Genomic DNA, 12,319 nt, shown 5'->3' with positions numbered 1-12,319 from the left:
AGTGCCGCCATGAACGCCCTCGCGCCCATCCACGCCGACCCCGCCGCCGCCGATCATCCCGAGCGGCAGTACCTGAACCTGCTGGCCGACATCCTGGAGAGCGGCGTCCAGCGCGGCGACCGCACCGGCACCGGCACCCTGGGCGTGTTCGGCCGGCAGATCCGCTTCGACCTGTCGAAGGGCTTCCCCGTCCTGACCACCAAGAAGCTGCACCTGCGCTCGATCATCGTCGAGCTGCTGTGGTTCCTGCGCGGCGACACCAACGTGAAGTACCTGCAGGACAACGGCTGCAGGATCTGGGACGAGTGGGCCGACGAAAACGGCGACCTGGGTCCCGTCTACGGCAAGCAATGGCGCTCCTGGGCCGCGCCCGACGGCCGGTCGATCGACCAGATCGCCAACCTGGTCGAGGGCCTGAAGACCAATCCCAACAGCCGCCGCCACATCGTCAGCGCCTGGAACCCGGCCGATGTCGAGGACATGGCCCTGCCGCCCTGCCACTGCCTGTTCCAGTTCTTCGTCGCCGATGGAAAGCTCAGCTGCCAGCTCTACCAGCGCAGCGCCGACGTTTTCCTGGGCGTACCGTTCAACATCGCCTCCTACGCCCTGCTGACGATGATGGTCGCCCAGGTGGTGGGGCTGGAGCCCGGGGAGTTCGTTCACACCTTCGGCGACGCGCACCTGTACCTGAACCACCTGGACCAGGCCCGCGAGCAGCTCCAGCGCGAGCCCAAGCCCTTCCCCGTCCTGAAGATGGCCGACAAGCGCGACCTGTTCGCCTTCGCGTACGAGGACTTCCAGCTGGAAGGCTACGAGGCCCACCCGCACATCAAGGCGGCGGTCGCCGTTTGACCTGGGCCGCCGGCCGGCGCGACCAGACCAGGGCATGATCCATGTCGAGGCCGACTTCCGCCGTCCGGACGGCGAGCTGATCGCCCGCGCCAGCGCCCAGCAGGTCATCACGCCATTCGGCGGCTGACGCGTCCACCAACGTCGCAAGTCCGACAGACCGGGTGGCCGCATCGCGCGACGCAGGGTAAAGATAGTTCCATGTCCGTTATCCTGACCGTCGGCCCGGTGGCTCGCTCCCTGAACGGCGTCATCGGCCGCGACAACGACCTGCCGTGGCGGCTGAAGTCCGACCTGGCGATCTTCAAGGCCTGTACGATGGGCAAGCCGGTGATCATGGGACGCAAGACCTGGGACAGCCTGCCGCGCAAGCCGCTGCCCGGGCGGATGAACATCGTGCTGTCTCGCGACGGCTCGTTCGAGCCGCCCCAGGCCGTGGTCTGCGAGAGCTTCCTGGAGGCCGTCCAGATGGCCAAGGAGCAGGCGGCCGAGGACGGCGTCGACGAGGTTTGCGTGATCGGCGGCCGCGCCCTGTTCGAGACCGCCCTGCCCAAGGCCCGGCGCCTGTACCTGACCGAGGTCCAGGCCGAGGTTCAGGGCGACGTCAGCTTTCCCGCCTTCGACGAGGCGGCCTGGACCGAGGTGCGTCGCGAGGCGCACCCCGCCGGTCCGGACGACGACCACGCCTTCGTCTTCCGCGTCCTGGAGCGCCGCTGATGCATCCGCTGACCGCTCTCCTCTGCGTCTTCGCCCTTTCCCTCGGTGTGGCCCACGCCGCCCAGGCCGATATCGGCCTGGGCCAAGCCGACAGCCTGGCCCGCGCCGCCGCCACCGACGTGGTGGTGTTCAACGTGCTCAAGGTGCGTCCCCTGGACGGCGGCGAGGTCGCCAGTTGCCGGGTGTTCGGCCGGACGATCCGGGCCGAGCGCGGCAAGCGTTTCCGGCCGCGCCAGGCGGTGCGGCTGACCGTCCCCTGCGCGACCCAGGGGGCCGACGCCTCGGACGCCACGCCCAAATGGGTGGACCGCGAGGCCCTGGTGCGCTCGGCCCACGGCCGCGCCTTCCTGGGTGGCGACGGCGGGCTGATCGCCTACGAGCTCTACGACCTGAACTGAGGGTCTTCGAGGCCCGTGGCTCGAAGGACGCAAGGCGCTTGCCGCGCCGTTCAAACGCTCGTTTACTCGCTGGACACGCCCGTCAGAGGCGTCATCCAGGGAGAGACGCATGGAGCTGGAACTCGTCGCCGAGGGCCTGCAGTTCCCCGAGGGCCCGATCGCCATGGCCGACGGCTCGGTGGTCCTTGTCGAGATCCAGGGCCAGGTCCTGACCCGCGTGCGCCCAGACGGCCGCAAGGAGGCGATGGCCCGGGTCCCCGGCGGCCCCAACGGCGCGGCCATCGGCCCGGACGGCGCGATCTACGTCACTAACAACGGCGGCAGCTTCCAGTTCTTCGACATGGGCGGCCTCAACGTGCCCGGCCCCACCCCGCCCGGCCACCAGGGCGGCTCGATCCAGCGGGTCGACCTCGCCACCGGCGCGGTGACCACGCTCTATACCGAATGCGAGGGCAAGCCGCTGGTGGGGCCCAACGACCTGGTGTTCGACAGGCAGGGTGGGTTCTGGTTCACCGACCACGGCTGCAGCACGCCGGACGGCCGCCGGTACGGCGCGCTGTACTACGCCCTGCCCGACGGCTCCAGGATCACGCGGTGGCGTGACCACTTCGTCTCGCCCAACGGCGTGGGCCTCTCGCCCAACGAGAAGACCGTCTACATGGCCGACACCCTGCTGGGCCGGCTGTGGTCGTTCCAGGTGGCGGAGCCGGGCGTGCTGGCCGATCCCGCGCCGCTGCAGCCAGGCAACGTGGTCTGCAACCTGCCAGGCTACCAGATGCTGGACAGCCTGGCGGTCGAGGCCGGCGGCAGGGTCTGCGTGGCGACGATCATCAACGGCGGGATCACCGCCTTCTCGCCCGACGGGACGACCCAGCACCACGCCGTGCCCGACGTGATCGTGACCAACATCTGCTTCGGCGGCGCCGACATGCGCGACGCCTGGATCACCGCGTCGGGGACGGGCAAACTCTATAGGACGCGGTGGCCGAGGCCGGGCCTGAAGCTGAATTTCAACGCCTGACATCGATCGACTTGTGAATTGAAATCACAAGCCATGTGCCGGTTGCGAGCCTGGCCGCGGCGCTCGCGCGTCCCCAACTGGGGTGTCGCAAGCAACGGAGTCCTTCGATGGATCTCAAACTCAAAGACAAGACCGCCCTGGTGACCGGCTCGACCGCCGGCATTGGCCTGGAGATCGCCCGCGCCCTGGCCGTGGAGGGCGCCACGGTGTTCGTCACCGGCCGCGCCCAGGCCAAGCTGGACGAGGCCGTCGCCGACATCCGCGCCTCGGGCGGCGCGAACGTCTCGGGCGTGCTGGCCGACGCGGGCACGGCGGCGGGCGCGCAGGCCATCCTGAAAGCCGTCCCGCAGGTCGACATCCTGGTCAACAACCTGGGCATCTACGAGATGAAGGCCTTCGCCGACATCCCAGACGAGGACTGGCTGCATCTGTTCGACGTCAATGTGATGAGCGGCGTGCGCCTGTCGCGCGGCTACTTCCCCGGCATGCTGGCGCGCAACTGGGGCCGGGTGATCTTCATCTCCAGCGAAAGCGGCCTGGCGACGCCCGGCGAGATGGTCCACTACGGCATGACCAAGAGCGCCCAGTTGGCGGTCGCGCGCGGCATGGCCCAGCAGACCAAGGGGACCGGCGTGACGGTCAATTCGGTCCTGCCCGGCCCGACCCGCGCCGCGGCCATCGCCGACTTCCTCAAGAGCGTGTCCAGCGACCCGGACGCCTCGCCGGAGGAACACGAGGCCGAGTTCTTCGCCAAGCACCGCTCGGCCTCGCTGCTGCAGCGGATGATCGAGCCGCAGGAAGTGGCCAGCCTCGTGGCCTATGTCGCCAGCCCGCTGTCGGCGGCGACCAACGGGGCGTCCCTGAAGGTGGAAGGCGGGCTGGTGACGACGATCGCGTGATCCCGTCAGGCCCTCCCCCTGTGGGGGAGGTGTCGGCGCAGCCGACGGTGGGGGGAGTTTGCCCGAGGTGGATCTTCTCCCCCCACCGGCGCCTTCGCGCCGCCTCCCCCACAGGGCAGGGCTGTCGCATATGGATTTGCTCTGAAAAAACCTGTCATCCCGGACAAGCTCGGCAGAGCCGAGCGCCGATCCGGGACCGCCGGAAGCGCCTGCGTTCACGCCCCGGTCCCGGATCTTCGCGCTGCGCGCTCGTCCGGGATGACAACCGTTTTGAGGCATATGCGATACCCCTCCCCCACAGGGGGAGGTTCTATGTGGCGCCGCCTAGTACAGCACCCCCAGCGCCGACCGCTCGAAGCTCTTCAGCTCGGCCTCGCGGCCGTCGCGGATCTTCACGACCCATTCGGGGTCCTGCAGGATCGCGCGGCCCACGCCGACCAGGTCGAACTCGCCGCGCTCCAGGCGCTCCAGCAGGCCGTCGATCGAAGCGGGCTGGCTGCCCTCGCCGCCGAAGGCCGCGATGAACTCGCCCGACAGGCCCACCGAGCCGACGGTGATGGTCGGGGCGCCGGTCAGCTTCTTGGCCCAGCCGGCGAAGTTCAGGTCGCTGCCCTCGAACTCCGGCTCCCAGAACCGGCGCTGGCTGCAATGGAAGATGTCGGCGCCGGCGTCGGCCAGGGGCTGCAGCCAGGCCTCCAGCAGCTGCGGGGTCTCGGCGTTCTTGACCGCGTAGTCCTGTTGCTTCCACTGCGACAGGCGGATGATCACCGGATAGTCCGGGCCGACGGCGGCGCGGACGGCCCTGAGGATCTCGGCGGCGAACTTGCTGCGCTCGGCGATGCTAGGACCGCCGAAGGCGTCGTCGCGGACATTGGTGCCGTTCCAGAAAAACTGATCGATCAGGTAGCCGTGGGCGCCGTGCAGCTCGATGGCGTCGAAGCCCAGGGCCTTGGCGTTGGCGGCGGCGCTGGCGAAGGCGGCGATGGTGTCGGCCACGTCCTCGTCGGTCATCGGCTCGGTGAACGGCGAGCCGCCGGGCTTGGACAGGCCCGAGGGGCTGTCGATCTTGCCCAGCACGTCCTTGCCCTTGGCCGAACCCACGTGCCACAGCTGCGGGGCGATCAGGCCGCCGGCGGCGTGCACCTCGTCGACCACCGTCTTCCAGGCCGCCAGCTCCTTCTCGCCATGGAAGCGCGGGATGTTGGCGTCGTTCAGCGAGGCCGGCCGGGCCACGCCCGTGCCCTCGGTGACGATCAGCCCGACCTGGTTCTCGGCCCGTCGGCGGTAGTAGGCGGCGACCTCGTCGGTGGCCACCCCGCCGGGCGAGAACGACCGCGTCATCGGGGCCATCACCACCCGGTTGGGCAGCTTCAGCGACTTGAATTCGAACGGCTTGAACAGGGCGTCGAGGGCCATAAGGCGGCTCCGGCTAGGACAGGGTTAGCGAGGTTTATAGAGGTGAGTTGCGTTTGAGGACTATGCAGAAAAACTGCAACCGATCTTGTGTCTGGTGGAGGTCTTGTGGCGCAGGCCGTCGTCACAGGCCGTGGCGATCCAGTCGCGGACCTCCCGCCGGAAGGCCAGGTCCCCGGGCGAGAAGGCGAGGTCCAAGGCCCCTACTCCACCGCGTCGAGATATTCGATCTCGGGGCGGCCGGCCATGAACGGCCCCATGGCGGCGCCGGCGGCCTTGAAATAGTCGGTTCCGCCGTGATGCCTGAGCGCGTCTTCCGAGGCGTAGAGTTCCAGCACCTTGTAGGTCCCGGCCTCGGTCTTGCTGCGGGTCAGCTGGTAGACGAGGCAGCCCGGCTCGTTGGCCTTGACCTTGTTCTGGAGGTCCAGGAACACCGCCTCGAAGTCGCCCGTCTTGTCCGGCTGCACCTTCAGCACCGCCACCACGCCGATCATGTCATCCTCCCGAGGCCTTCAGCCAAACACTTGTTTGAAGGCAGTGTCGGGGAAGAGAGGACGGAGGGCAAGGGGGCGTCGCCGCTCCATGACGAGCGTCGCCCGGACACGAGGCCCGAGTGACGGCGCGAAAATGAGATTGGCGGGGTGAGCGGCCTACCGCCGCTCGTTCCAGCCGTAGGCCACCCACGAGTGGCCGCCCATGTGGCGAGCTTCGATCAGGCCGGGATCGCCGCTGGGCGCGGCGGCGGTCGCGCCACGGCCGCGCAGGGCGAAGGCGGCCAGGCCGAGCAGGGCCGTGGCCATGAAGCCGATGACCACCAGGGTGGCGGCGAACACCACCGCCAGCACGGCGGCGACGGCGACGGCGATGGACGTCGCCACGGCGCCGGCGAGCGTCACCAGGCTGCGCCAAGCGATACCGGTAGCCTTACCTGTCTCCATGGTCGTCCTCGCCAGGCGTGCCCCGCCCAATGAAATCAAGATGGGGCGCCAGTACTGAACGTCAACTGAACACCCAGCCGATCGTTCCGTAAAATGAATTCGGCGCTAACCATGGCGAATTGGCGGCCTCAGGACGCCGCAAGACCGGCCAGTTCGCGACGTTCGCGCATCACCGTGCTGAAGGCGGCGTTGATGGCGGCCGATTTGGCCTCGGCCACCTCGATGAACTCCAGCGGCAGGCCGCGGGCCCGGGCGCGGTCGGGATGCGCCTCCGACATCGCCGCCCGCCAGGCCGAATGCACCACCGCGTCGTCGGCGTCGGCCGGCACGTCGAGAATGCGATAGGGGTCGTCCGGCTCGGTCCCGACGTGGGTCGCGGTCAGGCGGCGGAACGACAGCGGCGACATGCCGAACAGGTCGGCCACGCGCTCCAGGTAGCTCAGTTCCTCCTGGGTCACCGCCCCGTCGGCCTTGGCGATGTGGAACAGGCCGTCCAGCACGTCCTCGAGGATCTGCGGGCAGGTGCGGTAGCGCTTGGCCAGCCGCTTGGCGTAGCTCTCGAAGCCGTGCGTGGTCTGGCGCGCCAGGTCGTACAGGCGGTGGATGTTGTTCTCCGACTCGGGGTCGGGGTGGAACACCTCGGCGAAGGCGGCGTATTCGTCGCCATCGGCCGAACCGTCGGCCTTGGCCAGCTTCGCGCCCAGCGCCGTGACCGCGGTCGAGAAGGCCGGATCCTGCCCGGGCAGGCCCGGCGGACATTCCTGGCATTCGGCCATGTCCAGCCGGCGCGCGGCGAGGGTTGCGATGTTGCGCCAGAAGGTCATGACCGTGACGAAAATCCAGAAGCATGGCGGAGTGATGACGGCGGAGATACGCCCCCCGCCTCTCAACGGATCACGCTCCCGTCCTGCTTTCTAGCACAAAAACGTCATGCCCCCACCCGCTGCTTGCTGCGGCGCACATTGAAACTTTGTAACGTGTGGGGGCGACGACGACTCGCGCAACGGCAGGCTGCACACAGGAATCTTTGCCGGGAGCGGGAGCGTTTTGGCCGATCCAGCCGTTATGGCGACGCTTGGCCGACCGCGGTGCAAAACACCCGGCGCCATGCTCCGGTCCCAATGCGGCCGGAAATGCTCTATTCGAACGCGACCGACTCTCTGAGCGACGCCCCACCAAGAGGACCTCCGCCCGCATGGCGACCGCCTTCCTTCTCGCCCTGGCCCTGATCGCCCAGGACGCTCCGGTGTCCACCGCGCCGACCGCTTCGGCTCCCCCGCCCCGCACCCAGCCCGCCGCCACCGCCCCGACCGACGACTACGGCTATGTCGGCTGGTGCTATGGCGCGCTGGGCGGCTATGTCGAGCTGTACGACAAGGTGATGCCGGAAGTGACCCGCATCGAGAAGACCTTCCCCGGTCCCGACGGCTTCAACGCGGCCATGAAGGAATATCCGGCGATGCGCGCCCAGGCCAAGAAGGACCTGGCGACCTATCGCTCGGCCATCGTCGCGGCCGAGAAGGCCAGCCCCCGCCCGATCTCGGAATATGGCGCGGCGGCGATCAAGAAGGGCCATTCGGTCTGGACCGGCGCCGATCAGATTGACAAGGCGCGCCTGGCCCAGGTGTGGATGAGCTGGAGCCCGCCGGGCGACTGCGACCCCCGCGCCAAGGCGCTGGAGACCAAGTCCAACCTGTTCGGCCAGGCCCTGAACTACAACGTCAAGAAGCCGGCCGCCGCCGAGACCGCCGTTCCGGAGGCCGCGCCCAGCGCCGTCGAAACCCCCGCGCCGGCGGCCGCACCCGAGGCCCCGCCGCCCGCGCCGACGGCGGAGGCCCCGCCGGCCGAGACTCCCGTGGCCCAGGCTCCGGTCGAGACCCCGGCCGCCACCAAGCCGAAGGTTCAGGCCGCGGCCAAGCCGGCCGCCAGGAAGACCGCGACGGCCCTGCCGCCGATCGGCGCCAAGCCCGCGGCCATGCCGATCGCCGCCAAGGGCGAGGTCATCATCGACCCGAACGACCCCAAGCCCTGCGCCGGCAGCCTGGTCCCGGCCAAGCGCGGCGGCAAGAACGTGCTGATCTGCAAGGCGGACTAGGGATCTAGCGCCCTCTCCCAGCGGGAGAGGGTTTCATGCGCTCGGCAGCATCCCCGTCGTCGCCACGCCCTTGAGCCACCCGTACGACGACTTGGGGGTCCGCACGCCGGTCGCGCGGTCCATCGCCACCAGGCCGAACTTCGAGGTGTAGCCGATGTCCCATTCCCAGTTGTCGATCAGGGTCCAGGTGAAGTAGCCGCCGATCCGCGAGCCGGCCTCCATGGCGCTCTTCACCGCCTCCAGGTGGCGGCGCAGGTACTGGCGGCGGAAGCCGTCGTCGATCACCGCCGGGCCGTCGCCGAACGGGTCGGAACAGCCGTTCTCGGTGATCAGCACCGGCGGGTTGCCGTAGTCCCGGCGGACCATCTCCAGCACCTCGACCAGGCCCGACGGATCGATCTGCCGACCGAAGGCGTCCAGCTCGCCCCCCTTTGGCGGCGCGCCCTCCGCGATGTGGCTGGGGCTGGCCAGATCCAGCTTCACATAGGCCGGAGCGTAGTAATTGACCCCGAGGAAGTCGATCGGCTGTTGGACGACCTTCAGGTCGCCGCCACGGACGTGGCCCTGGAGGAACTCGTCCATCAGCGCCGGATAGGTTCCCTTCAGCAGCGGATCCAGCCAGGCCCGGTTCCACAGCGCGTCCAAGCCGTCGGCGGCGGGGCGGTTCCAGAACGCCAGGGGGCCGCCGGACGCACGACACGGCTGCAGCGCCTGGGTCGTGCCGATCCGCAGGTCGCCCCGGGCCGCGCGCAGGGCCTGGATCGCCAGGCCTTGGCCGAGGTTCATGTGGTGGGTGGTCGGCCCCAGCAGGGCGATGTCCTTCAGCCCCGGCGCGTGCTCGCCCAGCACATGGCCGAACACCGTGTGCACGGCCGGTTCGTTCAGGGTGATGACATGCTTGAGGCGGTCGCCCAGCCGTCCAGCCACGGCCGCGGCGTAGTCGGCGAAGCTCCTGGCGGTGTCGCGCGCGCTCCAGCCGCCCTTGTCCTGCAGGGCCTGAGGCAGGTCCCAATGGAACAGGGTGGCGTAGGGCGTGACCCCCTTGGCGAGACAGGCGTCGACCAGGCGCTCATAGTGGTCCAGGCCCGGGGCGTTGACCGTCCCGGCCCCGGTGGGCAGCACCCGCGACCAGGCGATCGAGAACCGGAAGGCCTTCAGGCCCGCCTCGGCGACCAGATCGACGTCCTCGGCGTAGCGGCGATAGCTGTCGGTGGCGACCTCGGCGGTGGAGCCGTCCTTGATCCGGCCCGGCTGCTTCTGGAATGTGTCCCAGATGCTGGGGCCGCGCCCGTCGGCGGTGGGCGAGCCCTCGGTCTGGAACGCCGCCGTCGCCGCGCCCCAGACGAAATCCTTCGGGAACTGGCGGGATTTCACCGCCGCCTCGGTGGGGCCGACACGGTCGCAGCCGCCCAGCCCCACGCTCGCCGCTCCGCCGATCGCCAGCGCGCCCAGCGCCCTGCGGCTGATGCCCTTGTCGCCCACGTTCGCCCCCCGCCGAAGATCGTCCGCCTTCGTCTTCAGGCAGGATGAACCCAAATCGCGGCGATTGACCAGATGTCACGGGCGCGACGTCGCCGACCTCGAAAGGCCCGCGACCGCCGTCAGGTCACCACGGCGCCCAGGTCACCACCGGCGAGCCGTTCACCAGATGGATCATCAGGGCGCAGTCGGTGACGTCCTTCGACCGCGGTACCGAATTCTGGGTCGAGTACCCGTCGAAGTTGGACCAGTACAGTATGCGGCCGTCGTCATCATCGACCCAGAACGAGACCACCCAGCTTCCGTCGGTGGCGGCCACGTTGATGTGGTGATCGCGCCAATAGTCGGAATTGGAGCAGTCCGGCAGGAAGATCCAGTTGTTGTCCGTGCCGCCCGTGTGGGTGACCGTCCACGCGGGGATCGCGCAATCGTCCTGGGAATGTTCGACACTGGTCAGCTTGGCGTCGACACCCGTGGCGTTTCCGACGGCGTAAAGAACGTGAGCCATGAAGTTTCCCCCTAGTTGTCCTGGTGGATAATTCCACCATGACGACTATGGATCCACCCGATGCCAAAGCCAAGTTTTTCCCCTATTGGATGTTATTTTTTACAACTCACCCTATGAGGGTATCCACGAACCGATCGATCACGCCTTCCAGTTCGGTCAGCGGAACGTTACCGCCCATCACCACCGCGTCGTCGAAGGCGCGCAGGTCGAAGCGAGGCCCGAGCGCGGCCTGGGCCTTGCTTCGCAGGCGGACGATCTCGCTGTGACCGACCTTGTAGCCGCAGGCCTGGCCCGGCCAGGCGCAGTAGCGGTCGACCTCGCCCTGCACCTCCTGGCGGGTCGAGCCGTTGGTGGTCACGAACCAGTCGATCGCCTGGTCGCGAGTCCAGCGCTTGGCGTGGATGCCGGTGTCGACCACCAGGCGGCAGGCCCGGAAGGCGATGGACTGCAGGTAGCCCAGCTGGCCCAGCGGATCGCCGTCATAGGCGCCCAGCTCGTCGGCCAACTGCTCCGCATAGAGGGCCCAGCCTTCCGAATAGGCGTTGAAGGCCAGCAGCGAGCGGACCAGGGGCAGCTTGTAGGTGTACTCCCCCTGCCAGATGTGACCGGGCAAGCCCTCGTGGTAGGTGAGGGTCGGCAGGCTGTAGCGTGGCCACATGCCGGTGTCCCGCAGGTTGATGTAGTAGTTGCCCGGAACCGTGCCGTCGATCGAGCCGGCCGCGGCGTAGCCGCCCGGGGCCCCGTCCTGGATCTCGACCGGCACGCGCTTGATGACCAGGGCGCCCGGCGCCAGCGTGGCGAAGGCGCGCGGCAGGCGGGTGCGGATGTCGGCCACCCGGCCGTTCAGATAGGCCAGGATCTGGGCCCGCCCCTCGTCGGTGTTGGGGAACAGGTTCCTGGGGTCCTCGCCCAGGGCCTTCATCCGCGCGCCGACGCTGCCCTGGGTCAGGCCCTGGGCCTTCAGCAGCGTGTCCATGCGGGCGAACAGCGTCTTCAGCTGCGCCTCGCCCATCTGGTGGATCTCGTCGGGCGTCAGGCGGCTGGTCGTGCCGGCCCTCAGGGCCCAGGCGTAGTAGGCCTCGCCGTCCGGCAGCTTCCAGGCGCCGGCGTCGGAGGTGGCCCTGGCGCGGTGGGCGGTCAGCTCGGCGATCTGGCGGTCCATGGCCGGGGCGATCTTGCCCTCGACGATGGCGGCGGCGCGGCGCGCGGGGTCGCCGGAGATGGCCTTGGCCTTCTTGGCCAGGGAGGTGACCAGGCCCCACTCGGCGACCGGCTGGGCGCGGGCGCCCTTCTGCTGCTTCAGCGTCTTGTCCAGCAGGAAGTCCGGCGCGATCACGCCCAGCGCGCCGTCGTGCTTCAGCCGCGCCGTCTCGCCGTCCAGCTGGGCGGCGTAGAGTTCCAGGCGGTGGAGATAGGCCTCGACGTCGGCGGCGCCCGTCACGCCATGCAGGCTGTCCAGGAAGTCCGGCGTCTCGACGAAGGCGCCGGTGTTCTGGGCCACCACATAGGGCGCGTTGCGATACGACCATTGCGACGACAGGCCGATGGCGTCGCCATAGGGAAAGTCGAAGCCTTCGACGGCCAGTTCGTGGGCGGTCTGGACGACACCCAGGTCGAGGGCGACGGCGGGGCTCAGGCCCTTGCGGTCGACCGCCTTCATCCGCGCGACCCGGGCCTTGGCGGCGGCGGCCAGCCCGCCGCGGCCCGCCAGCGAGCGGTCGGTCAGGCTGGATTTGAGCGCGGCCCGCTTGTCCTTGTCCAGGCCCAGGGCCGAGGCGTTCTCGGGATATTCCCACATCAGGTCCTCGGCGACCCCAGCTAACAGGGCCTCGGCGGCGTCGCCGGGCGCGGCGGCGGCCAGGGCCTCGCCGCTCCCGCCCAGGGCCAGGGTCGCGGCGCCCAGCGCCAGAACGTCTCGTCGATTGAACTGGCTCACGCAGGGCCTCCCGGATTCGCGGGAAACCTAGCCGAGTTCGACGGGGACGCCCACGGCCTCGCGGCG

General features: G+C 69.2%; 14 protein-coding genes. 6 read left to right on the top strand and 8 right to left on the bottom strand.

The features are described from left to right. Positions 1 to 9 precede the first annotated feature (9 nt). The 5 genes from AC07NX_RS22940 to AC07NX_RS22920 all read left to right on the top strand — a co-directional run bounded on the left by AC07NX_RS22940 (position 10) and on the right by AC07NX_RS22920 (position 3,884). The gene (locus AC07NX_RS22940) at positions 10 to 852 is read left to right on the top strand and encodes a thymidylate synthase (protein ID WP_494644997.1); all 843 of its coding nucleotides are present in this window, start codon (positions 10 to 12) and stop codon (positions 850 to 852) included. Positions 853 to 1,050: 198 nt separating this feature from the next. Continuing rightward, positions 1,051 to 1,566 (top strand): dihydrofolate reductase, encoded by a 516-nt coding sequence (locus tag AC07NX_RS22935; RefSeq protein ID WP_035070885.1) that lies wholly within the window; start codon positions 1,051 to 1,053, stop codon positions 1,564 to 1,566. Next, positions 1,566 to 1,964 carry a hypothetical protein gene (locus AC07NX_RS22930; protein ID WP_494644995.1) on the top strand — a complete coding sequence of 133 codons (399 nt, stop codon included), beginning with the start codon at positions 1,566 to 1,568 and terminating at the stop codon, positions 1,962 to 1,964. Before AC07NX_RS22935 ends, AC07NX_RS22930 begins: the two co-directional genes overlap by 1 nt. Before the next feature lie 109 nt (positions 1,965 to 2,073). Beyond that, positions 2,074 to 2,985 (top strand): SMP-30/gluconolactonase/LRE family protein, encoded by a 912-nt coding sequence (locus AC07NX_RS22925; RefSeq protein ID WP_494644993.1) that lies wholly within the window; start codon positions 2,074 to 2,076, stop codon positions 2,983 to 2,985. Positions 2,986 to 3,092: 107 nt separating this feature from the next. Next, positions 3,093 to 3,884 (top strand): SDR family NAD(P)-dependent oxidoreductase, encoded by a 792-nt coding sequence (locus tag AC07NX_RS22920; protein WP_494644991.1) that lies wholly within the window; start codon positions 3,093 to 3,095, stop codon positions 3,882 to 3,884. A 324-nt stretch (positions 3,885 to 4,208) separates the two neighbouring features. Here AC07NX_RS22920 and AC07NX_RS22915 read toward each other — a convergent pair whose 3' ends face one another. The 5 genes from AC07NX_RS22915 to AC07NX_RS22895 form a co-directional block, all read right to left on the bottom strand. Then, entirely contained in the window at positions 4,209 to 5,300 is a 1,092-nt protein-coding gene (locus AC07NX_RS22915) for an NADH:flavin oxidoreductase (RefSeq protein WP_494644989.1), read from the bottom strand. A gap of 60 nt (positions 5,301 to 5,360) precedes the next feature. Beyond that, complete coding sequence (locus AC07NX_RS22910) at positions 5,361 to 5,495, bottom strand: hypothetical protein (RefSeq protein WP_494644987.1); 135 nt, start codon at positions 5,493 to 5,495, stop codon at positions 5,361 to 5,363. Between the two features lie 5 nt (positions 5,496 to 5,500). Next, positions 5,501 to 5,791: a putative quinol monooxygenase gene (locus AC07NX_RS22905; RefSeq protein ID WP_494644985.1), complete on the bottom strand. Its 291-nt coding sequence runs from the start codon at positions 5,789 to 5,791 to the stop codon at positions 5,501 to 5,503. A 156-nt stretch (positions 5,792 to 5,947) separates the two neighbouring features. Further along, the gene (locus AC07NX_RS22900; protein WP_494644983.1) at positions 5,948 to 6,193 is read right to left on the bottom strand and encodes a hypothetical protein; all 246 of its coding nucleotides are present in this window, start codon (positions 6,191 to 6,193) and stop codon (positions 5,948 to 5,950) included. 170 nt (positions 6,194 to 6,363) lie between these two features. Continuing rightward, positions 6,364 to 7,059, bottom strand: coding sequence for a TerB family tellurite resistance protein (locus AC07NX_RS22895; protein ID WP_494644981.1), 696 nt, complete (start codon positions 7,057 to 7,059; stop codon positions 6,364 to 6,366). A 371-nt stretch (positions 7,060 to 7,430) separates the two neighbouring features. Between AC07NX_RS22895 and AC07NX_RS22890 the strand changes: the two genes are divergently transcribed. After that, positions 7,431 to 8,330: a hypothetical protein gene (locus AC07NX_RS22890; RefSeq protein WP_494644979.1), complete on the top strand. Its 900-nt coding sequence runs from the start codon at positions 7,431 to 7,433 to the stop codon at positions 8,328 to 8,330. Positions 8,331 to 8,363: 33 nt separating this feature from the next. Here the strand turns inward: AC07NX_RS22890 and AC07NX_RS22885 are convergent, their stop codons facing one another. The 3 genes from AC07NX_RS22885 to AC07NX_RS22875 all read right to left on the bottom strand — a co-directional run bounded on the left by AC07NX_RS22885 (position 8,364) and on the right by AC07NX_RS22875 (position 12,253). After that, positions 8,364 to 9,812 carry a GH1 family beta-glucosidase gene (locus tag AC07NX_RS22885; protein WP_494644977.1) on the bottom strand — a complete coding sequence of 483 codons (1,449 nt, stop codon included), beginning with the start codon at positions 9,810 to 9,812 and terminating at the stop codon, positions 8,364 to 8,366. A gap of 124 nt (positions 9,813 to 9,936) precedes the next feature. Continuing rightward, positions 9,937 to 10,317, bottom strand: a complete 381-nt coding sequence (locus AC07NX_RS22880) for a hypothetical protein (RefSeq protein WP_035070905.1) — start codon at positions 10,315 to 10,317, stop codon at positions 9,937 to 9,939. Between the two features lie 106 nt (positions 10,318 to 10,423). Continuing rightward, positions 10,424 to 12,253, bottom strand: a complete 1,830-nt coding sequence (locus tag AC07NX_RS22875) for a DUF885 domain-containing protein (RefSeq protein ID WP_494644974.1) — start codon at positions 12,251 to 12,253, stop codon at positions 10,424 to 10,426. Positions 12,254 to 12,319 lie beyond the last annotated feature (66 nt).

The organism is Caulobacter sp. GW821-FHT09A05 (assembly GCF_059418465.1).
Note: the sequence above shows the minus strand (reverse complement) of the source record. Positions and strands in the feature narration are given on the sequence as shown.

Bases quoted from the DNA above. Each gene is read 5' to 3' on its own strand.
- AC07NX_RS22940 (WP_494644997.1), top strand. From the start codon at position 10: ATGAACGCCCTCGCGCCCATCCACGCCGACCCCGCCGCCGCCGATCAT.
- AC07NX_RS22935 (WP_035070885.1), top strand. From the start codon at position 1,051: ATGTCCGTTATCCTGACCGTCGGCCCGGTGGCTCGCTCCCTGAACGGC.
- AC07NX_RS22930 (WP_494644995.1), top strand. From the start codon at position 1,566: ATGCATCCGCTGACCGCTCTCCTCTGCGTCTTCGCCCTTTCCCTCGGT.
- AC07NX_RS22925 (WP_494644993.1), top strand. From the start codon at position 2,074: ATGGAGCTGGAACTCGTCGCCGAGGGCCTGCAGTTCCCCGAGGGCCCG.
- AC07NX_RS22920 (WP_494644991.1), top strand. From the start codon at position 3,093: ATGGATCTCAAACTCAAAGACAAGACCGCCCTGGTGACCGGCTCGACC.
- AC07NX_RS22915 (WP_494644989.1), bottom strand. From the start codon at position 5,300: ATGGCCCTCGACGCCCTGTTCAAGCCGTTCGAATTCAAGTCGCTGAAG.
- AC07NX_RS22905 (WP_494644985.1), bottom strand. From the start codon at position 5,791: ATGATCGGCGTGGTGGCGGTGCTGAAGGTGCAGCCGGACAAGACGGGC.
- AC07NX_RS22895 (WP_494644981.1), bottom strand. From the start codon at position 7,059: ATGACCTTCTGGCGCAACATCGCAACCCTCGCCGCGCGCCGGCTGGAC.
- AC07NX_RS22890 (WP_494644979.1), top strand. From the start codon at position 7,431: ATGGCGACCGCCTTCCTTCTCGCCCTGGCCCTGATCGCCCAGGACGCT.
- AC07NX_RS22880 (WP_035070905.1), bottom strand. From the start codon at position 10,317: ATGGCTCACGTTCTTTACGCCGTCGGAAACGCCACGGGTGTCGACGCC.